This window comes from Cellulosimicrobium sp. TH-20, from assembly GCF_002105775.1.
GTDB classification, from domain to species: domain Bacteria; phylum Actinomycetota; class Actinomycetes; order Actinomycetales; family Cellulomonadaceae; genus Cellulosimicrobium; species Cellulosimicrobium funkei.
The window spans coordinates 4234853-4254741 of record NZ_CP020857.1; the positions used below are offsets into that span (position 1 = coordinate 4234853).

Below are 19889 nucleotides of genomic sequence, written 5' to 3' on the forward strand. Positions count from 1 at the left end.
CCCGCTAGGAGCACGCATGTCTTCCCCCACCCCGTTCCGCTGGCTGCGCCGTCCCGGGCCGCACACGCCGCCGGGCGAGCCCGGCGCGTACACGCCGTCGGGCCTGTCCTACGGCGCGGACTACAACCCGGACCAGTGGCCGCGCGAGGTCTGGGACGAGGACGTGCGCCTCATGCGCGAGGCGGGCGTGACGGTGGTCTCGCTCGCGATTTTCTCGTGGGCCCGCATCCAGCCGACCGAGGACACGTGGGACTTCGCGTGGCTGGACGACGCGATGGACCTGCTCCACGCGCACGGCATCACGGTCGACCTGGCGACGGCGACGGCCTCGCCGCCGCCGTGGCTGACGACGAAGCACCCGGAGGTCCTGCCGCAGACGCGCACGGGCGAGACCCTGTGGCCGGGCGCGCGGCAGCAGTGGCGCCCGACGTCGCCGGTCTTCCGGGAGCACGCGCTGCGCCTCGTCGAGCGCATGGCCGAGCGGTACGGCGACCACCCGGCGCTCGTCGCGTGGCACGTGTCGAACGAGCTCGGCTGCCACAACGTCTACGACTTCTCCGACGACGCGGCCGCGGCCTTCCGCGCGTGGCTGCGCGACCGCTACACGACGCTCGACGCGCTCAACGCCGCGTGGGGCACCGCGTTCTGGTCGCAGCGCTACAGCGCGTGGGAGCAGGTCCTCCCGCCGCGACTCGCCGCGTCGCACCCGAACCCGACCCAGCAGCTCGACTTCAAGCGCTTCTCGTCCGACGCGCTCCGCCAGTACCTGCGCGCCGAGGCGGAGATCCTGCGCCGCGTCACGCCGGACGTGCCCGTGACGACGAACTTCATGGTCATGGGCGAGACGAAGGGCATGGACTACGCCGCGTGGGCGGACGAGCTCGACTTCGTCTCCAACGACCACTACGTGCTGCCCGGCCCGCAGGCGCTCGACGAGCTGTCGTTCTCCGCGAACCTCACGGGAGGCATCGCCCGGCACCGCCCGTGGTTCCTCATGGAGCACTCGACGAGCGCGGTGAACTGGCAGCCCGTCAACGTCGCGAAGAAGCCGGGCGAGCTCGCGCGCGACTCGCTCACCCACGTGGCCCACGGCGCCGACGCGGTCTGCTACTTCCAGTGGCGCCAGTCCGCGGCCGGCGCGGAGAAGTACCACTCGGGCATGGTCCCGCACGCGGGCGAGCGCTCGCGCCTGTTCCGCGACGTCGTCGCGCTCGGCGCGACGCTGCGCGACCTCGCGCCCGTCGCGGGCAGCACGCAGAAGCCCGCGCGCGCCGCGATCGTCTTCGACTGGGACTCGTGGTGGACGAGCGAGCTCGACTCCCACCCCACCGACCGGCTGCGCTACCGCCAGGAGGCGCTCGACTGGTACTCGGCGTTCCTCGCGCTCGGCGTGCGCGCGGACGTCGTGCCGTCCGCGGCGGACCTCGCGGCGTACGACGTCGTCGTGGCGCCGGTGCTGCACGTCGTCCCGGCCGGGCTGCGCGACCGCCTCACGGCGTTCGTCGAGGCGGGCGGCCACCTGGTCACCACGTACTTCTCGGGGGTCGTCGACCAGGACGACCACGCGTGGCTCGGCGGCTACCCGGGCGCGCTGCGCGACCTGCTCGGAATCCGGGTCGAGGAGTTCGCCCCGCTGCTGGACGGCGAGAGCGCGACGGTCGAGCTCGCGGGCGAGCAGCTCGAGGGCACGGTGTGGACCGAGCCGGTGGACGTCGTCGACCCCGACGTCGAGGTGCTGGGCTGGTACAAGACCGGCGAGCAGGCCGGCCGCGCCGCCGTGACGCGGCGGACGGTCCGCACCGGGGACGGCACGGGCACCCGCGAGGGCTCCGCCGCGTACGTCTCCACGCGCTTCGGCCGCCAGGGCCTCGTCCCCGTGCTCGCCCGTCTGCTCGACGACGCGGGCGTGCGCAGCGAGCTGCCCGCCGCCGTGCGCGGCGACGTCGAGCTCGCGGTGCGCACGGACGGCACGGACGACTTCTGGTTCCTCGTCAACCGCACGGCCCGTCCGGTCGAGGTGCCCGACGTCGCGGGCGACGTCCTCGCCGGGCGCCGCCTCACGGCGTCGGGCACGACGGACGGCGCGGCGGGAAGCACGGGGGACGGCGCGCTGCTGCTCGAGCCGCGCGGCGTCGCCGTCGTCCGCCGCCCGGCCGCGCCGACCCCGCCGAGGAAGAACCCCGCCACCGCGAGGTAAAGCCCCGGCTCCACGAGGTAGAGCCCCAGTACCGCGAGGTAGAGGCCTGGTACCGCGAGGTAGAGGCCTGGTATCGCCGAGCCGGAGGCCGTGGTCGCCGTCGTCGAGACCACGCCTCTACCTCGGCGGACCAGGGCGCTACCTCGGCACGACAGACCCCCGCGGGAACGACCCGCACCCGGTGCACCCCGCCGGTTCGCAGCGACGCGAAGGAGGTGGCTCAGGGATGAGCCCGACCGAGACCGACACGACCACGCGGGGTGGACCACCCGGTCCTCGCCGCACGGGCCTTGGCGGCCTGGCCGTCCGCCGGACGGGGGCCCGCGTCGTCGCGGGCCTCGGTGCCGGGGCGCTCGTCGCGGGCTGCGCGCTCGCGGCCCTGCCTGCGCAGGCCGCGCCCGCGGGCGCGGTCGCCGCGACCGGCACGACGGCGGCCCCCGCCGACGTCGCGGGCGTCACCGTGACGCCCGACCCGTCGTACGCGGGCGCGCCGTTCGAGGGCTGGGGCACGAGCCTCGTGTGGTTCGCCAACGCCACGGGCGGCTACCCGGACGAGATCCGCGACCGGCTCGCGGACATGGTGTTCGGCGACGAGGGCCTCAACCTCAACATCGCGCGCTACAACGTCGGCGGCGGGAACGCTCCGGACGTGCCCGACTACCTGCGCGCCGGCGGCGCCGTCGACGGGTGGTGGAAGGCGCCCGAGGGCACGACGCGCACCGACGTGGACTGGTGGGACCCCGAGAACCCGGACCACTGGGACGAGGACGCGGACGCGACGCAGCGCTGGTGGGTCGACCGCATCAAGGACGACGTCACGCACTGGGAGACGTTCAGCAACTCGCCGCCGTGGTTCATGACCGTGAGCGGGTACGTCTCGGGCGGGTTCAGCTCGACCGCGGACCAGCTCAAGACGGAGAGCATCGACGACTTCGCGGCCTACCTGGTCGGCGTGACCGAGCGCCTCGAGGACGCGCACGGCATCGAGGTCGACACGATCGACCCGTTCAACGAGCCCAACACCAACTACTGGGGCACGCAGCTCGGGGCCGACGGCAACCCGACCGGGGGCCGCCAGGAGGGCGCCCACATGAGCCCCGCGCTCCAGGCGAAGGTCGTCCCGGCGCTCGCCGCGGCGCTCGAGGGCTCCTCGACCGACGCCGTGATCTCGGCGATGGACGAGACGAACCCCGGCACGTTCGCGACCAACTGGAACGCGTACCCGCAGGCGGTCCGCGACCAGGTGTCGCAGCTCAACGTCCACACCTACGGCACGGGCCAGCGCACGACGGTCCGCGACATCGCCAAGGGCGAGGACAAGCCGCTGTGGATGAGCGAGGTCGGCGGGAACTGGAGCTCGACGGGCCAGGACTTCGAGACCATGGAGTCCGGTCTCGGCAGCGCGCAGCACATCGTCGACGACCTGCGCGAGCTCGAGCCGAGCGCGTGGGTGTTCTGGCAGCCGGTCGAGGACTACGCCAACATGGCGCCCGGCGGCGAGAGCGCGAACGGCATGAACTGGGGCGAGATCCAGATCCCGTTCGACTGCACCGCCGAGGACACGCTCGAGACGTGCCCGATCTACACGAACACGAAGTACTGGGCGACCCAGAACTTCACGCACTACATCGAGCCGGGCGACTCGCTGATCCGCTCGGACGACGCGAGCAGCACGGCCGCGGTGTCGGCCGACGGCACGTCCGCGACGGTCGTGCACGTCAACGCCACGAAGGGCGAGCGCGCCGTGACGCTCGACCTGTCGAAGTTCGGTGCGGTCGGGTCCGATGCGACCGTCACCCCCGTGGTCACGAGCACGGCCGGCTATCTCGTCGAGGGCGAGCCGGTGGCCGTCACGACGGGTGCGGACGGCCCCAGCGCGACGCTCGTCGTGCCGGCCGAGTCCGTGACGACGTTCGTCGTCGACGGCGTCTCCGGCGTCGCGGACGACGCCGCGCTCGTCCAGGACGGGCACGCCTACCGTCTCGACGGCGTGCAGGCGGACCGCTCGCTCGCGCCGTCGGCGTCGGGCACGGGCGTCGTGATCCGCACCGACGCGCCGGTCGCGGAGCAGGCGTGGGAGCTCACGGCGCTCGGCGCCCCCGAGGGCTCCGGCACGCACCGCACGCGCTACGCCGTGACGAACGCGGCCACGGGCCGCCAGCTCGCCGTCGCGGCCGACACGTCCGCCGTCCTCCGGGACGCGCCCGCCGACGTCGCGGACACCCCGCTCGCCGCGCAGTGGATCCTCTCGACGACCGGCGACGGCACCTTCACGCTCGTCAACGCGTCCTCGAAGACCCTGCTCGAGGTCGGCGGCCAGGCGACGGCGGACGGCTCGCCCGTGGGCACGTACCTCGCGAACTCCGGCGTGAACCAGCGCTGGCGCGTGGTCGACGAGACGGTCCTCGGCACCGAGCCCGTCCAGGCGTTCACGACGCCGGGCACCGCGCCCGAGCTCCCCGCGACGGTCACCCCGGTCTACCGCGACGGGGCGCGCGGCGCGCTCCCCGTGACGTGGGACGTGCCGGACGACGACACGTGGGCCGAGCCCGGCACCGTCGAGGTGACGGGCACCGTGGCCACGCCGACCGGCGGCGAGGTCGCCGCGACGGCGACCGTCGTCGTCGACGAGCTCACGTCCACGCTCCCCGCGCGCGCCAAGGCGTACGCGGGCGGCACCCCGGCCCTGCCCGCGACCGTCACGGCGGTCGCCGCGGGCGGCGCGGAGGTGCAGCGCCCGGTGGTCTGGGACGACGCCCCCGCGGGCGCGTACGACGCCGTCGGGGTCGTCGAGCTCACGGGCACGGCAGACGCCGGGTCGGGCGCCACGCTCCCGGCCACCGTCCGCGTCCAGGTGACCGAGGCGGCGTCCGCCAACGGCGCGCTCGCCGCGGGCACGACCGCGAGCGCGACGTTCACCGAGCCGGGCTACGCCGTCGGCGGCGTCGTGAACGGCAACCTCACGGACAAGGCGTGGTCGAACTGGGTGTCGGGCACCAAGCGGACGTCCGACACGCTCACCGTCACGCTCCCCGCCGACCGGGACGTCACGGGCGTCGTGACGCGGTTCTGGAAGGACGGGTCCAGCGCGAGCTGGGCGCAGTCCGTCCGGCTCCAGGCCCTCGTGGGCGGCACGTGGACCGACGTCGGCGCGCCCGTCACGGTGGACGCCTCGCCGGACGGCCCCGCGCCCGCGGTCGAGATCCCCGCGGACGTGCGGACGTCGTCCGTGCGCGTCGTCCTCACGGCACGGCCGAACACCCACCTGGTCGTCTCCGAGATCGAGGTCCTCGCCAAGGTGCCCGGCACGGGGACCGACGCCGCGGCGTCGGCCATCACCGTGGCCGGCGAGCCGCTCGCCGGGTTCGACCCGGCCGTCACGGCGTACGACGTGCCCGTCGCGGGCGGGGTCCCCGCCGTCGAGGCGGTCGCGCACGACCCCTGGGCGACGGTCGCGGTCGAGGCCGCCGACGCCGTCCCCGGCACGACGACGGTGCGCGTGACGGCAGAGGACGGCACGGAGCGGGAGTACGCCCTGCGCTGGACGGCCGACGCCGGCGCGGCGCCGGTGACGGTCACCGCCGAGACGCGGTGCCTGGCCGGCAAGGTGTACGTCGCGGTCCGCGCCACGAACGACGGCGACGCGCCGCTCGACGTGACCCTCGCGACTCCGTACGGCACGCGCACGGTCGCCGCCGTGGCGCCGGGCGCGAGCGCCTACCAGTCGTTCGCGTCGCGCGCGGCGTCCGTCCCGGGCGGGACGGCCGTCGTGACGGTCGACGGGTTCGCACCGCTCGAGGTCGCGTTCGACGCGCGCTCCTGCTGAGCCGTCCGGCCGCCCGGCGGGCCGGGTCGGCGTCCTCCGCGACGCCGTCCCGGCCCGCCGTGCGGCCCTCGTCGTGGCTCCCTCGCGCCGCCCTCCGCGGCGCGGGAGAGGCACGTCACCCGATGATCGCGGCCACGCCGCGACACTGCCTCGCGTGCGTCGGCGGAGCCGCGTACCGTATCCCGGGTGCCCGGTACAGTGCCGGGACCGAGGAGGAGCCCACCACCGTGACCCCCACCACGAGCGGAGACGTCCTGACGACGGCCGGCGGCACGCGCTGGACCATGCGCGGCGAGATCGACGCCGCGGTCCAGGCCCGGCGCGAGGACGAGCTGCTGCGGCTCGCGCAGTCGGCCGACGGGCGCATCCACATCGACCTCGGCGCTGTCACCTTCATGGACTCGGGCGGCCTGCGCCTGCTCTACCACGCCGCCACGGCCGGCTCGGGGGCACCCGTGCTGGAGCGCGTCCCGCGCCGCGTCCGCGACCTGCTCGAGCTCAGCGGTGTCGCCGAGCTGTTCGAGCTCACCGACGACGCCGGACCTGCCGAGGACGAGGCGTGACCTTCGCCCACGCGGCGGTACCGCCCGGCTTCGTCGAGATCGGTGCCTGGCCGCTGCGCACGCTGGCGGACCTCGCCACCCTGCGGGAGGGCCTGCACCGCATGCTCACCGGCGCCCCGCTGCCCGCGGACCGCGCGCTCGAGGCCACGCCCGAGCGCGTCGTCCTCGTCGCGAGCGAGCTCGCGACGAACGCGCTGCGCCACGGCCTCCCCCCGACGCAGGTGCGCCTGCTCAGCGACGGGCGCGAGCTCGTCATCGACGTCGTGGACCACTCGCCGGACGTCCCCGTGATCGCGGGCCGGCGCTCGCCGGGCGCGGGCGGGTTCGGCCTCGTGCTCGCGCAGCGCGCCTCGACGGCCGTCGGCTGGTTCCGCGCCGGCACCGGCGAGAAGCACGTCTGGGCGCGCTTCGACGTCCCCGTCTTCCGCGGCGGTGCGGGCGTGCGCAGCGCGCTCCTCCCCGCCGGCTGACGCTCCGCCGCACCGCCCCGCCGCGACGCTCTACCCCCGCACGCACGCACGCACCCCGGCGCGCGCGCCTCAGGCGTCGCGCCGCACCAGGAGCAGGGTCGCGTCGTCCGCAGAGCGCGGGTCGCGCGCGGCGGCCACGACGCCGTCGACGTCGACCGTCCCCGGCTCCGCCGCGAAGAACGCCGCGAGCCGCCGCAGGCCGTCGAGGATCGACTCCTCGCGCCGCTCCACGAGCCCGTCGCTGTACAGCACGAGCGCCCCGCCGGGCGGCACCTGGACGTGCTGCGCGGGCGGCACGCGGTCCACGAGGCCGAGCGGCGGCACGATCGCGCTCTCCGTCCAGCTCGTGGTCCCGTCCGGCGCGACGACGAGCAGCGGCGGGTGCCCCAGGGACACGTGCTCGACGACGCCGGTCACCGGGTCCAGCACCGCGACGGCGATGGTCGCGACCTCGCCGGGGAGCGTCCAGCGCGCGACGTCGCCCAGCAGCGTCACCGCCTCGACCGCGGAGCCCGTGCTCACGAGCGCGGCACGCAGCGTCGTCCCGAGCTGGCCCATCGTCGCCGCGGCCTGGAGCCCGTGGCCCGTCACGTCGCCCACGACGAGCGCGAGGCGCCCGGACGGCAGCACGAGCGCGTCGTACCAGTCGCCGCCCACGAGACCCGTGCCGGCCGACTCGTACCGCGACTGCAGCGTCCACCCCGGGACGTCGGGCAGGAGCGCGGGCAGGAGGCTCCGCTGGAGCTCCTCCGTCGCCCGCACCGCCTTGCGGCCGCGCAGGTAGAGGGCCTCGACGAGGTGGCCGCGCAGCGACGTCGCGACGTCCGTCTGGTCCGACGTCCAGGGCACGCTGTGCCCGCGCACGACCTCGCGCCACCGCTCGAACGACTTGCGCGGGCTGAGCCGCACCGAGTCGTCCTCGCCGCGGGCGATCTCCTTGTTGTACGGGTCGCCGCCCCAGTCCACGTGCCGCAGGACCTCGTCGCGCACCCACAGCACGACCTGCCCCTCGGGCAGCACGATCCCGAGGACGCCCGCGACGTCGGGCACGAGCGCCGCGACGTCCGGCGCGTCCCGGTGCAGGGCGTCCGACATGACCAGGTCCTCGCCGTGCCCGAGGACCCACGCGACGAGCGCACGGCACCCGTCCTCGTCGGGCACGTTGCCGACCGCGATGAGGCCGCCCTCCGCGACGACGACCGCGCCGTCGGCCCGCACGAGGCGGCGCAGCCACCCCGAGCGTGTCAGGGCGATGCCGATGGGGACGCTCTCGTCGCGGCTGTCGGCAGCCAGGTGCGCGAGGACGCCTTCCGCGCGCCGCACCTCGGTCTCGCGCTCGTCCTCCGCCTGGGAGACGAGCCGGACGGAGAGCGCGGACCCGAGGAACTCCGCGGCGGTGCGGACCTCGAAGGGCGGCTCGTGCGGCCCCGAGTAGTGGTGGCACGCGACGAGACCCCACAGCCTGCCGTCGCGCAGGAGCGAGATCGACATCGACGCCCGCACGCCCATGTTGCGCAGGTACTCGAGGTGGATCGGCGAGACGCTGCGCAGCGTCGAGTACGTGAGGTCGAGCGGCGCACCCGTCGTGGGGAGCAGCGTCGGGACGATCGGCTGGGGCGCGTAGTCCACGTCCGCGATGAGCCGGATCCAGTTCTTCTCGTACAGCGCGCGCGCCTGCGGCGGGATGTCCGACGCCGGGTAGTGCAGCCCGAGGAACGCGTTGAGGTCGTCCCGGCGCGCCTCGGCGACGACCTCGCCGTTGTAGGCCGCGTCGAAGCGGTAGATCATCACGCGGTCGAAGCCCGTGAGCTCGCGCACGTGGCGGGCCGCGTCGTCGTACAGCTCGTCGAGCGTCGCGGCGCGCTCGAGGTCGCGCAGCGCCTGCCGGACGGCGAGGTAGGTGTTGGGGAACGTCAGCGGGCGCGCGCCCGACGCGGTCTCGATCTCGACGACGAGCACCGGCTCGGACCCCGGGCCCTCCTCCGGCAGCGGGGGCCGGTGGAGCACGGCGTCGACGTCGAGCGGCCGGTCGTCCCAGCGGTCGAGGTGCAGGGTGACGGGGTTGCGCGTCGCGAGGTCGCTCCCGTTCGCCGCGTGCGCGAGCAGGTCGCGCGCGGGCTCCTCGCCGAGCACGTCGGCGAGCGGTCGGCCCGCGAGCTCCTCCGCGGGGACGCCGAGGTGCCGTTCCACGTTCGCCGACGCCTGGAGCAGCACGCCGTCGGCCTCGCGGACCACCAGCAGGACCCCGCGCGGCTGGATCATGCCGGGGACGTGGATGGGTTCGCGGGCGCAGTTGTCGAGGTCCACCGCCTCGCCGGGCGCGAGAAGCTCCGGCTCGTCGACCGTCCTGGTCACGATCCTCCGTCCGGGCATCACGTCCGGGGACGGTTGCCGTACTACGGTCGGCGGACCACCTTGGCTCGAGGATCCGGAGACGCGTGCCTCAGGCTACCGCGCTCCGCCGCCCGTTCGTGCGCCGGCCTCCGGGGAGATCGACGGGCGAGCCCCGTGAGCGACGCCACGGAACTCCGCGGTAGCGTCGTTCGTCGGACGAGCGGGAGCCCGGACCGCCCGCCCGGACCCCGACGACCAGAAGGTGACCCATGAGCACGACGACGACCCCTCTCCTGCGCGCCAGCGGCCTCGCGGCCGGCTACGGAGGTTCCGACGTCGTGCACGGCATCGACCTCGACGTGACGCCCGGCACCGCGCCGGTCGGGATCGTCGGGGAGTCGGGCACCGGGAAGTCGACGATCGTGCGCGCGCTCGTCGGCCTCGTGCGCCCCACGGCGGGCCACGTCACCTACGCCGAGCGGACGGTCGGCAAGCTCTCCCGCCGCGACAAGAAGCAGTTCACGGCCGACGTGCGCCGCGTCTCCCAGGACGGCCTCGCCGGCATCGGCATCGACCCCCGCTGGACGGTGGACCGCACGCTGTCCGCGGCGCTCAAGGACGCGCGGCGCGCCGGCCGCCCGAGCGGACGCTCCATCGAGGACCTGCTCGGCGACGTCGCGCTCGAGCCCCGCTACGCGCCGCGCACCGTGCAGTCGCTCTCGGGCGGCGAGAAGCAGCGGGTCGCGCTCGCCGTCGCGCTCGCGACGCGCCCCCGGGCGCTCCTCCTCGACGAGCCGCTCACCGCCGTCGATCCCGCGATGCGCGGCGACGTCGTGCGCCGCCTCGCCGACGCGACGACCGCCCTCGGCACCGCCGTGCTGCTGGTCTCGCACGACCTCGAGCTCGTCGAGCGGATGTGCCCCACCGTGCACGTGCTCGCCGACGGGACGTTCGTGGCGTCGGGGTCGCTGCGCGACGTGTTCGCGGGCACTGCCCCGGGCGCCGACCACCCGGCCGTCCGCGGACTCGCCGAGGCCGCCCCGCTCGCCGTCCAGCGCTTCCGCTGACCCGCGAGGTAGAACCTCCCGGCGCGAGGTAGAACGCCGCGGGCTCTACCTCGCCGCCGGTGGTTCTACCTCGCGAGGACGGACTCGATGGTGGCCGACTCCTCCGGGGTGAGCGGGGGCGCCGAGAGCGCCGCGACGTTGTTCTCGAGCTGGCGGACGCTGCTCGCCCCGACGAGGGCGGAGGTGACGCGGTCGTCGCGCAGCACCCAGGAGAGGGCGAGCTGCGCGAGGGTCTGGCCGCGGGCACCCGCGATCTCGTTCAGCGCCCGGGCGCGCTCCAGGTACGTCTCGTCGAGGTTCTTCTCCGACAGGAACGGCGAGTCCGGGCGGGCCGCGCGCGACCCCTCGGGCGCCGACCCGGAGAGGTACCGGTCCGTGAGCAGACCCTGCTGCAGCGGCGAGAACACGATGGTGCCGACGCCGAGGTCGCCCACGACGTCGAGCAGCGACTCGGTCTGCACGCCGTCGTACGCGTCCTCGTGCGCCGGGTCCTCGACGTGGCGGTTGAGCATCGAGTAGCTCGGCTGGTGGATGAGCAGCGGGGTGCCGAGGTCGGCGAGGATCGCCGCGGCCTCGCGCGTGCGCGCCGGCGAGTAGTTGGAGACGCCCACGTACAGCGCCTTGCCCTGCTGGACCGCGTCGTGCAGCGCGCGCATGGACTCCTCGAGCGGCGTGCTCGGGTCCGGACGGTGGTGGTAGAAGACGTCGACGTAGTTGAGGCCCATCCGGCGGAGCGACTGGTCGAGCGAGGAGAGCAGGTACTTGCGCGAGCCGCCGTCGCCGTAGGGGCCCGGCCACATGTCGTAGCCGGCCTTCGACGAGATGACGAGCTCGTCGCGGTACGCGCCGAGGTCCTGCGCGAGGTGCCGGCCGAAGTTCTCCTCCGCCGAGCCGTACGGCGGGCCGTAGTTGTTCGCCAGGTCGAAGTGCGTGATCCCGAGGTCGAACGCGCGGCGCAGCACCGCGCGCTGCGTCTCGAACGGGTTCACGTCACCGAAGTTGTGCCACAGACCGAGCGAGATCGCGGGCAGGTCGAGGCCGCTGCGCCCCGTCCGCCGGTAGGTCATGGTGTCGTAGCGGTCGTCGGCGGCGAGGTAGCGCGGGGCGAGAGGCATGGGGCCATTCTGGCGCGCGCCGGCCGCGACGCCCACCCCGGTCCACGACCGCGCCGCCCGGGCCCGGTCCCCGTGCCGGCGACGGAGCGCCTTCCTAGAGTGGCCGGGTGAGCGTCGTGTACACGGTGGGGCACTCCACGCGTCCGGTCGAGGAGCTCCTCGCGCTCCTCCGGGCGAACGGCATCCGCCGCCTGGTCGACGTCCGGACCGTCCCGCGGTCGCGGCACAACCCCCAGTTCGGCCAGGACGCGCTCGCGCCCGTCCTGCGGTCCCACGGGATCACGTACCGCTGGGTGCGCGCGCTCGGCGGCCTGCGGCACGCCCGTCCCGACAGCCCGAACGGCGCGTGGCGCAACCTGTCGTTCCGCGGGTACGCGGACCACATGCAGACGCCGGAGTTCGGCGCCGCGGTCGACGACCTCGTGCGGCGCAGCGCCCACGACGACCTCGTGCTGATGTGCGCGGAGGCCGTCCCGTGGCGCTGCCACCGGTCGCTCGTCGGGGACGCGCTCGTCGTCCGCGGCGTCGAGGTGCGCGACATCGTCTCCGACGCCGCGCCACGGCCCCACACCCTGACGTCCTTCGCCCGCGTCGAGGGCACGCGCGTCTGGTACCCGCCGGAGCCGGACCACACGGCGGGCTGACGCAGCGGGCTCGTCGTCCCGCGTCAGCGGGTCGGGGTCTCCACGACCTGGCCCGCCCACGCGAACCCGCCGCCGAAGCCGAAGAGCAGGGCCGGGACGCCCGCGGGGATCTTGCCCGCGTGCCACCACTTGGAGAGCCCGAGCGGGATGGACGCCGCGGACGTGTTGCCGGACTCGACGATGTCCGTGACGACGACCTTCGACTCCATCCCGAGCGCCTTCGCGAGCGGCTCGATGATGCGCAGGTTGGCCTGGTGCGCGACGAGCACCTCGATCTCGTCGAGCGAGACGCCGGAGCGCTCCACGACCGTGCGCGCGCGCTCGGCGGCGCGCGTGATGGCCCACTTGAAGACGGCGCGGCCGTCCTGGGCGAACTTCTCCTGCGGCGCCTCGATGAGCACGGCCGGGGTGAGGTCGGGCTCGGAGCCCCAGGTCACCGGGCCGACGCCGGGCTCGTCCGTCGCGCGCAGCACGGCCGCGCCCGCGCCGTCCGCGGTGAGGATGCACGTGCTGCGGTCGGTCCAGTCGGTGAACGCGGTGAGCTTCTCCGCGCCGACCACGACGGCCGTGCGCGCCGAGCCGCCGCGGATCGCCTGGTCGGCGAGGCCGACGGAGTGGGCGAAGCCGGAGCACGCGACGTTCACGTCGAGCACCGCCGGCCCGACGACGCCTCGCAGGTCGAGCTCGGACGCCTCCTCGGGCGTCGACTGCCCGGGCATGACGCCGGTGCGCAGGTGGTACGCGACGCGTCCCGCCGTGTTGGGCGAGCGGTCCGTCGCGGTCGCCGTGGCGACGATGACGAGGTCGACCTCGGCCGGGTCGACGCCCGCGTCGTCGAGCGCGTGGCGGGCCGCCGCGGTCGCCATGTCGGCGACGGTCGTGTCGTCGTCCGCGACGTGCCGCGTGACGATGCCCGTCCGCGAGCGGATCCACTCGTCGTTGGTCTCGACGAGCTGCGCGATGTCGTCGTTCGTCAGCGTCTTCTCGGGCTGGAAGTGACCGAGGCCGACGATGCGCGACCCGGCCGCGCCGGTGGCGGGAGTGAGCATGAGGACGATCATGTCACGCGGCCGCTCGTCGTCAGAACGCTCCGGGCGGGGCTCCGGGAGGTCGTGCGCCACACCCGTGACGTACCGTCGGGAGGTCCGCCGTCGTGCCACCGAAGGAGCCGTCGTGTCCCGTCCGCCGCTGCCCTCCCGTCTCGTCGAGATGCTCCGCCGCCCGAACGCCGCCGTGATGGCGACGGTGCGCTCCGACGGCGCGCCCGTCACCGCCGCGACCTGGTACGTCTGGGAGGACGACGGCCGCGTGCTCGTCAACCTCGACGAGTCCCGCGTGCGGCTCAAGCACCTGCGCAACGACCCCCGGGTCTCGCTCACCGTGCTCGACGAGAACTGGTACACCCACGTGACGCTCATCGGTCGCGTCGTCGAGCTGCGCGCTGACGAGGGCCTGGCCGACATCGACCGCATCTCGCGCCACTACACCGGCCACGAGTACGCGAACCGGACCGACCCGCGCGTCAGCGCCTGGGTCGAGGTCGAGCGCTGGTACGGCTGGGGCGAGGCGAAGTCCGGCGACGACGCGTAGCGCCGTCGGCCGCCCGCCGCCCGTCCCCGGCGGCGCGCCGCGCCGCGACAGACGGTCGCGAGAAAGGTGTCGATCCCGTCGACCGGGCTTCGTCGTCCTCCCGTACGGCCGCCCGGGCCGTGCGAGAGGAGGAGGCACGATGACGACGTTCCTGGAGACGATCCTCGCGGCGGACCGCGAGCACCCGCCGGACCGTGCGCGGTACCGTGACGGACGCAGCGTCGGGGACGGGACGTCCGCCGCCGACGGGGCGCTCTCCGGGCCGACGGTGCTCCGTCGACCCGCGGCGACGAGGGCGGAGGACCTCTGATGCGCTACCTCATGCTCGTGCTCGGCACCCCGGACGACCCGGGGCTGCCGCCCGAGGAGGCCGAGGCCGCGGCCCCGATCGGGGAGTGGGTCGGGCGGCACTACGGCAGCGGCGCCGCGGTGGTCGGCGACAGGCTGCGCCCCCCGGAGGACGCCGTGGGCGTGCGGGTCCGGGGCGGCAAGGTGCTCGTCACGGACGGGCCGTTCTCCGAGACGAAGGAGTCGATCGCGGGCTTCGACGTCCTCGAGGCACCCGACCTGGACACCGCGATCGCCATCGCGTCCGAGCACCCCATGGCGTACGGCGGCGCGATCGAGCTGCACCCCGCGTGGCCGCTGGACCTCGACGGGTCCTGACCTGCCGACCGCGACGGACCCCGTCGAGGACGCGTTCCGCACCGAGTGGGGACGCGTCCTCGGCGCCGTCGCGCGCAGCACGGGCGACCTCGACCTTGCCGAGGAGTCCGCTCAGGAGGCGTTCGCCGCGGCGCTGCGGACGTGGGGCCGCGACGGCGTGCCCGAGCGTCCCGGCGCGTGGCTGACGACGACCGCGCGCCGCCACGCGATCGACGTGCTGCGCCGTCGTCGAGTCGAGGCGGAGCGGGTCGCGGCGGCGGGCCGCCTGGGCGAGCGCGTCGACCCGGGTCCCCGGGGCGGGGGCCGAGCCGCGGACCCCGTGCTCGACCACGTCGCGCGCGGCCTCGACGACGACGCCTGGGACGCCGACGACCCGGACGGCGACCTCGTGCGCCTGCTCTTCACGTGCTGCCACCCGGCGCTCCCCGCCGAGGCGCGGGTCGCGCTCACCCTCCGGTCGCTGACCGGCATGACGACCGCCCAGGTCGCGCGCGCCTTCCTCGTCCCCGAGGCGACGATGGCGCAGCGCCTGGTCCGGGCCAAGCGCCGCATCCGCGCGACCGGAATGACCTTCCGCGTGCCGCCGGCCGCGCTGCGGGCCGAGCGCGTCGAGGGCGTCCTCGCGGTGCTGTACCTCCTGTTCACCGAGGGGTACGACGCGTGGGCGGAGCCGGCCGACGCCGTCGAGGGCTCGGCCGAGCGGCGCGCGCTCGCCGACGTCGCCGTCCGGCTCGCGCGGCTCACCGCGCGCCTGCTCGACGACGAGCCCGAGGCCCGCGGGCTGCTCGCCCTGCTGCTGCTCCAGCACGCGCGCCGCGACGAGCGCGTGGGCCCCGACGGCGTCACGCGGACCCTGGCCGAACAGGACCGCGCACGCTGGCGGCACGACGAGATCGCCGAGGGCCTGGCCGTGCTCGACGCGGCGCTCGCCGTCGGGCGGCCTGGGCCGTACCAGGTGCAGGCCGCCGTCGCGGCCCTCCACGACGAGGCGACCGACGCGGCCGCGACCGACTGGCCGCAGATCCTCGGCCTCTACGACGTGCTGCTCGACCTCACCGGCTCGCCCGTCGTCGCGCTCAACCGCGCGGTCGCGGTCGCGGAGGTGCACGGCGCGGACGCAGGGCTGGCTGCGCTCGACGCCGTCGCCGACGAGCCGGCGCTCGCGGGCTACCACCTCCTGCCCGCCGTCCGCGCCGAGCTGCTCGTGCGGGCCGGGCGCCCCGCGGACGCTGCCGTCGACCTGCGCCGCGCCCTCACGCTCGTGGACCGCGAGGGCGACCGCCGGCTCCTGGAACGCCGCCTGGCCGCCCTGCCCCGCGCGAGACCGGCCTAGCCGTCGCGAGACCCTCGCGGGACGCGCGCACGGCGGTCCGCTCAGAGGCCCGTCTCGGCGTAGAAGCCCTCGATGTGGGCGCGCACCGCGCGGGCCGCGCGCTCGCCGTCGCCGCCCGCGACGGCGCCGAGCACCGCGCGGTGCTCGGCGCGCAGGCGCTCGGCGGTCCGCTCCCACGACGGGAGCGCGGCGCTGCCCGCGGCGACGTACGACTCGATCGCGCCGCGCAGCCCGGTCATGACGGCCTCGACGAGCGCGTTGCCCGCGAGCCGCACGAGCAGCACGTGGAACGTCGCGTCGAGCTCGCGGAAGTCGGCCGCGGGCAGCGTCGGGTCGTCCATGCGGTCGAGCAGGGCGCCGGCCTCCGCGAGCGTCGCCGCGGCCTCGTCGTCTCCCGCACCGACCCGCTCCCCCGCGGCCCGGACGGCCCACGTCTCGAGCAGGACGCGCGTCTCGACGACGTCGCGCACCGCGAGCGTCCCGGACGCGACGTGCAGGCGCACGGCCGCCCCCAGCCCGGCGGCGGGCCGGTCGACGACGGTGGCGCCGGCGTCGGGCCCGGAGCCCACGGCGGTGCGCACGATGCCCATGGCCTCGAGCACGCGGAGCGCCTCGCGCACCGAGGGGCGCGAGACGCCGAGCTCCTCGGCGAGCGCGCGCTCGGCCGGGAGGCGCTCGCCGAGCGCCCAGCGGCCCGCGGCGAGGTCCGCCTCGATGCGGGCGAGGACGCGTTCGTGGGTGCGCACCCGCTCAGGGTAGGCGACCCCGGCATGCTGTGGTCAGACCACGCCGACCGCGTGGTCTACAGTGGACGGACTGTGGTCAGACCACAGCCGCGGCGCCTCACCGCGGCGGTCTCGGCAGGCGGCACCGACGCGGCCCGGCGAGACTGGACCCGACTCGCCTCCCCCGGAGCCCTGATGCGCATAGCCCTCACCGCGACCTGCATCGGCGACGTGATGTTCCCCCAGGCACCGCGCGCCACCGCCCTCCTCCTCGAGCGCCTCGGCCACGAGGTGTTCTTCCCCGAGCGCCAGGCCTGCTGCGGCCAGATGCACGTCAACACGGGGTATCTCGACGAGGCGGTCCCCGTGGTGCGCAACCACGTCGAGGCGTTCTCCCCCGTGCTCGACGGCGAGTGGGACGCGATCGTCGTCCCGTCCGGGTCGTGCACCGGTTCCGTGCGGCACCAGCAGGGCATGGTCTGCCGGCGCGCCGGTCTCGACGACCTCGCGCGCACCGCCGACGCGGTCGCCGAGAAGACGTACGAGCTGTCCGAGCTGCTCGTCGACGTGCTCGGCGTGACCGACGTCGGCGCCTACTTCCCGCACCGGGTCACCTACCACCCGACGTGCCACTCGCTGCGCATGCTCCACGTCGGCGACAAGCCGCTGCGCCTCCTGCGCGCGGTCGAGGGCATCGACCTCGTCGAGCTGCCCGCCGCGGAGGAGTGCTGCGGGTTCGGCGGCACCTTCGCGCTGAAGAACGCCGAGACCTCGACGGCGATGCTCGCCGACAAGATGACGCACGTGAAGGCGACGGGCGCCGAGGTCCTCACCGCGGGCGACGCGTCGTGCCTCATGCACATCGGCGGCGGCCTGTCGCGCATCCGCGCGGGCGTCCGCACGCTGCACCTCGCGGAGATCCTCGCGTCCACGAAGGACACGCCCGCCCCCGCCGGGGTCGGCCCGTCGACGCGCGGGGGTGCCCGGTGAGCCGCACGTTCCTCGGCCTGCCCGTCCGGCGCGGCGCGCGCACCCTGCCCGACGACGTCGCCCACCCGGGCGGGCACGGCACCTCGGCGGGTGCGGGGGCGGCGTCGGACGCGTTCGGCGACGTGCCGCACCCGGACGCCCCGCTGCGCTGGGGCGGGTCGTTCCCCGACGCGGCGCGCGAGGCGCTCCAGAACACGCAGCTGCGGCGCAACCTCGCGCACGCGACGTCGACCATCCGGGCCAAGCGCGCGGCCGTCGTCGGCGAGGTACCGGACTGGGAGTCGCTGCGCGACGCGGGCTCCGCGATCAAGACCGACGTCATGGCGCGCCTGCCCGAGCTCCTCGAGGAGCTGGAGCGCAACGTCGTGGCGCGCGGCGGCGTCGTGCACTGGGCGCGCGACGCGGACGAGGCGAACCGGATCGTCGCGGACCTCGTCAAGGCGAAGGGGGTCGACGAGGTCGTCAAGGTGAAGTCCATGGCGACGCAGGAGACCGGGCTCAACGAGGCGCTCGCCGCCGAGGGGATCGCGGCGTACGAGACGGACCTCGCGGAGCTCATCGTGCAGCTCGCCGACGACATGCCGTCGCACATCCTCGTGCCCGCGATCCACCGCAACCGCGCGGAGATCCGCGAGATCTTCCTCGCGCGCATGGGCGACGCCCCGCCGGACCTGTCGGACGTCCCGCGCGAGCTCGCGATGGCCGCGCGCGCCCACCTGCGCCGCAAGTTCCTCTCGGCGAAGGTCGCGATCAGCGGCGCGAACTTCGGCGTCGCGGACACGGGGACGCTGACCGTCGTCGAGTCCGAGGGCAACGGGCGCATGTGCCTCACGCTCCCCGAGACGCTCATCACGGTCATGGGGATCGAGAAGGTCGTGCCCACGTACACCGACCTGGAGGTGTTCCTCCAGCTCCTGCCGCGGTCGTCCACGGGCGAGCGCATGAACCCGTACACCTCCCTGTGGACGGGCGTCACGCCCGGCGACGGCCCGCAGGAGTTCCACCTCGTGCTGCTCGACAACGGGCGCACCGACGTCCTCGCCGACGAGGTCGGGCGGGCCGCGCTGCACTGCATCCGCTGCTCGGCGTGCCTCAACGTGTGCCCGGTGTACGAGCGCGTGGGCGGCCACGCGTACGGGTCGGTCTACCCCGGCCCGATCGGAGCGATCCTCACGCCGCAGCTCACGAAGTCCTCCGGCGGGCTCTCCGGCCACCACGACCCCAACGCGTCGCTCCCCTACGCCTCGACGCTGTGCGGCGCGTGCTACGAGGTGTGCCCCGTGAAGATCGACATCCCGTCGATCCTCGTCGAGCTCCGGGCGCGCGAGGTCGACGCCGACCGCGGCCGCCCCACCGGGTGGGGCGCCGCGATGAAGGCGGCCTCGTTCGTCATGTCCGACGCGCGCCGGTTCGAGCTCGCGGAGAAGGCTGCGGGGGTCGGGCGCCTGGTCGCCGGTCCGAAGGGCCGGATCTCGACCCTCCCGCCGCCCGCGTCCGCGTGGACCCGCTCGCGCGACCTCCCGGCGCCCGCGAAGCAGACCTTCCGCGACTGGTGGCGCGACCGCCCGGCCGACGAGCCCCGCACCGAGGGAGGTGAGGACCGGTGAGCGCGCGCGACGACGTCCTCGCCCGCGTGCGCACCGCGCTCGGCGGGTCGACGGCGGCGGGCGGCCCCGCGGCGTCGGGCAGCGTGCCGCGCGCCTACCGCGAGCACGGCGAGCTCGCCCCGGGCTCGCCCGAGGCCGTGGACGTGCTCGTCGACCGGCTCGTCGACTACCGGGCGCACGTGCACCGCGCCGAGACGGCGGCGGACGTGGCGACAGTCGTCGGTGACCTGCTCGCCGACGCGACGTCCGTCGTCGTGCCGGCCGGTCTCGACGAGGCGTGGCTCGCGGGCCTGGGCGCCGGGACCGCCGTCGTGCGGGACGCGCGCGACGACCCGCGCACGCCCGACGAGCTCGACCGCACGGACGCCGTCGTCACCGCGGCGCGCGTCGCGGTGGGCGACACCGGGACGATCGTGCTCGACGGCGAGCCCGACCAGGGCCGCCGGGCGATCACGCTCGTGCCCGACCTGCACGTGTGCGTCGTGCGCACGGACCAGGTGGTGCAGACCGTGCCCGAGGCCGTGCGCCTGCTCGCCGCGCACCCCGGGCGCCCGCAGACGTGGATCAGCGGCCCCAGCGCGACGAGCGACATCGAGCTCTCCCGCGTCGAGGGCGTGCACGGCCCCCGCACCCTCCACGTCGTCCTCGTCCCGCCGAGATAGAGCCCCGGTCCGCCGAGGTAGAACCCCGGTCCGCCGAGGTAGAGCCCTGGTTAGCCGAGGTAGAGCCCTGGTCGTGACCAGGGCTCTACCTCGCGCGACC

Annotated in this window: 17 protein-coding genes; 13 read left to right on the forward strand and 4 right to left on the reverse strand. The window is 75.2% G+C overall.

Annotated features, from left to right (window positions below; genetic code table 11):
* Window positions 1-16 precede the first annotated feature (16 nt).
* The 4 genes from B8281_RS18890 to B8281_RS18905 all read left to right on the forward strand — a co-directional run bounded on the left by B8281_RS18890 (window position 17) and on the right by B8281_RS18905 (window position 7056).
* On the forward strand, window positions 17-2197 hold the full coding sequence (locus B8281_RS18890) for a beta-galactosidase (protein ID WP_085388512.1): 2181 nt from the start codon (window positions 17-19) through the stop codon (window positions 2195-2197).
* Between the two features lie 226 nt (window positions 2198-2423).
* On the forward strand, window positions 2424-6023 hold the full coding sequence (locus tag B8281_RS18895) for an Ig-like domain-containing protein (RefSeq protein WP_085388513.1): 3600 nt from the start codon (window positions 2424-2426) through the stop codon (window positions 6021-6023).
* 227 nt (window positions 6024-6250) lie between these two features.
* The gene (locus tag B8281_RS18900; protein WP_228485224.1) at window positions 6251-6586 is read left to right on the forward strand and encodes an STAS domain-containing protein; all 336 of its coding nucleotides are present in this window, start codon (window positions 6251-6253) and stop codon (window positions 6584-6586) included.
* Window positions 6583-7056 (forward strand): ATP-binding protein, encoded by a 474-nt coding sequence (locus B8281_RS18905; RefSeq protein WP_051027734.1) that lies wholly within the window; start codon window positions 6583-6585, stop codon window positions 7054-7056. Before B8281_RS18900 ends, B8281_RS18905 begins: the two co-directional genes overlap by 4 nt.
* Window positions 7057-7125: 69 nt before the next feature.
* Here the strand turns inward: B8281_RS18905 and B8281_RS18910 are convergent, their stop codons facing one another.
* Window positions 7126-9411 carry a SpoIIE family protein phosphatase gene (locus B8281_RS18910; protein WP_232322620.1) on the reverse strand — a complete coding sequence of 762 codons (2286 nt, stop codon included), beginning with the start codon at window positions 9409-9411 and terminating at the stop codon, window positions 7126-7128.
* A gap of 248 nt (window positions 9412-9659) precedes the next feature.
* On the opposite strand from B8281_RS18910, the gene B8281_RS18915 reads away from it, so the two are divergent.
* Window positions 9660-10457, forward strand: coding sequence for an ABC transporter ATP-binding protein (locus B8281_RS18915; RefSeq protein ID WP_085388514.1), 798 nt, complete (start codon window positions 9660-9662; stop codon window positions 10455-10457).
* A gap of 65 nt (window positions 10458-10522) precedes the next feature.
* Here the strand turns inward: B8281_RS18915 and mgrA are convergent, their stop codons facing one another.
* Window positions 10523-11572 carry an L-glyceraldehyde 3-phosphate reductase gene (gene mgrA / locus B8281_RS18920; protein WP_085388873.1) on the reverse strand — a complete coding sequence of 350 codons (1050 nt, stop codon included), beginning with the start codon at window positions 11570-11572 and terminating at the stop codon, window positions 10523-10525.
* Window positions 11573-11679: 107 nt separating this feature from the next.
* Between mgrA and B8281_RS18925 the strand changes: the two genes are divergently transcribed.
* The gene (locus tag B8281_RS18925) at window positions 11680-12216 is read left to right on the forward strand and encodes a DUF488 family protein (RefSeq protein ID WP_034656293.1); all 537 of its coding nucleotides are present in this window, start codon (window positions 11680-11682) and stop codon (window positions 12214-12216) included.
* Between the two features lie 23 nt (window positions 12217-12239).
* On the opposite strand, the gene B8281_RS18930 is transcribed toward B8281_RS18925, so the two are convergent.
* Window positions 12240-13265: a beta-ketoacyl-ACP synthase III gene (locus tag B8281_RS18930; protein ID WP_034656309.1), complete on the reverse strand. Its 1026-nt coding sequence runs from the start codon at window positions 13263-13265 to the stop codon at window positions 12240-12242.
* Between the two features lie 124 nt (window positions 13266-13389).
* Between B8281_RS18930 and B8281_RS18935 the strand changes: the two genes are divergently transcribed.
* From B8281_RS18935 to B8281_RS18945, 4 genes are all read left to right on the forward strand, one after another.
* On the forward strand, window positions 13390-13806 hold the full coding sequence (locus B8281_RS18935) for a TIGR03618 family F420-dependent PPOX class oxidoreductase (RefSeq protein ID WP_085388515.1): 417 nt from the start codon (window positions 13390-13392) through the stop codon (window positions 13804-13806).
* 139 nt (window positions 13807-13945) lie between these two features.
* Window positions 13946-14116 (forward strand): hypothetical protein, encoded by a 171-nt coding sequence (locus tag B8281_RS19365; RefSeq protein ID WP_157446678.1) that lies wholly within the window; start codon window positions 13946-13948, stop codon window positions 14114-14116.
* Window positions 14116-14472, forward strand: coding sequence for a YciI family protein (locus B8281_RS18940; RefSeq protein ID WP_009862891.1), 357 nt, complete (start codon window positions 14116-14118; stop codon window positions 14470-14472). The genes B8281_RS19365 and B8281_RS18940 overlap by 1 nt, the downstream gene beginning before the upstream one ends.
* A gap of 1 nt (window position 14473) precedes the next feature.
* The gene (locus B8281_RS18945) at window positions 14474-15805 is read left to right on the forward strand and encodes an RNA polymerase sigma factor (RefSeq protein ID WP_085388516.1); all 1332 of its coding nucleotides are present in this window, start codon (window positions 14474-14476) and stop codon (window positions 15803-15805) included.
* A gap of 41 nt (window positions 15806-15846) precedes the next feature.
* Here the strand turns inward: B8281_RS18945 and B8281_RS18950 are convergent, their stop codons facing one another.
* Window positions 15847-16551 carry a FadR/GntR family transcriptional regulator gene (locus B8281_RS18950; protein ID WP_085388517.1) on the reverse strand — a complete coding sequence of 235 codons (705 nt, stop codon included), beginning with the start codon at window positions 16549-16551 and terminating at the stop codon, window positions 15847-15849.
* A gap of 174 nt (window positions 16552-16725) precedes the next feature.
* Here B8281_RS18950 and B8281_RS18955 point away from each other — a divergent pair, with 174 nt between their 5' ends.
* The 3 genes from B8281_RS18955 to B8281_RS18965 are packed head-to-tail and all read left to right on the forward strand — an operon-like array spanning window position 16726 to window position 19789.
* Window positions 16726-17520: a (Fe-S)-binding protein gene (locus B8281_RS18955; protein ID WP_043652683.1), complete on the forward strand. Its 795-nt coding sequence runs from the start codon at window positions 16726-16728 to the stop codon at window positions 17518-17520.
* Window positions 17517-19127, forward strand: coding sequence for a LutB/LldF family L-lactate oxidation iron-sulfur protein (locus B8281_RS18960; protein WP_198163099.1), 1611 nt, complete (start codon window positions 17517-17519; stop codon window positions 19125-19127). Before B8281_RS18955 ends, B8281_RS18960 begins: the two co-directional genes overlap by 4 nt.
* Window positions 19124-19789 carry an LUD domain-containing protein gene (locus B8281_RS18965; RefSeq protein ID WP_085388518.1) on the forward strand — a complete coding sequence of 222 codons (666 nt, stop codon included), beginning with the start codon at window positions 19124-19126 and terminating at the stop codon, window positions 19787-19789. Before B8281_RS18960 ends, B8281_RS18965 begins: the two co-directional genes overlap by 4 nt.
* Window positions 19790-19889 lie beyond the last annotated feature (100 nt).

What these genes read in the sequence shown, in the direction of transcription:
- mgrA (WP_085388873.1), bottom strand. Translation starts at nt 11,572, where the DNA reads ATGCCTCTCGCCCCGCGCTACCTCGCCGCCGACGACCGCTACGACACC.
- B8281_RS18895 (WP_085388513.1), top strand. Translation starts at nt 2,424, where the DNA reads ATGAGCCCGACCGAGACCGACACGACCACGCGGGGTGGACCACCCGGT.
- B8281_RS18940 (WP_009862891.1), top strand. Translation starts at nt 14,116, where the DNA reads ATGCGCTACCTCATGCTCGTGCTCGGCACCCCGGACGACCCGGGGCTG.
- B8281_RS19365 (WP_157446678.1), top strand. Translation starts at nt 13,946, where the DNA reads ATGACGACGTTCCTGGAGACGATCCTCGCGGCGGACCGCGAGCACCCG.
- B8281_RS18915 (WP_085388514.1), top strand. Translation starts at nt 9,660, where the DNA reads ATGAGCACGACGACGACCCCTCTCCTGCGCGCCAGCGGCCTCGCGGCC.
- B8281_RS18930 (WP_034656309.1), bottom strand. Translation starts at nt 13,265, where the DNA reads ATGCTCACTCCCGCCACCGGCGCGGCCGGGTCGCGCATCGTCGGCCTC.
- B8281_RS18890 (WP_085388512.1), top strand. Translation starts at nt 17, where the DNA reads ATGTCTTCCCCCACCCCGTTCCGCTGGCTGCGCCGTCCCGGGCCGCAC.
- B8281_RS18955 (WP_043652683.1), top strand. Translation starts at nt 16,726, where the DNA reads ATGCGCATAGCCCTCACCGCGACCTGCATCGGCGACGTGATGTTCCCC.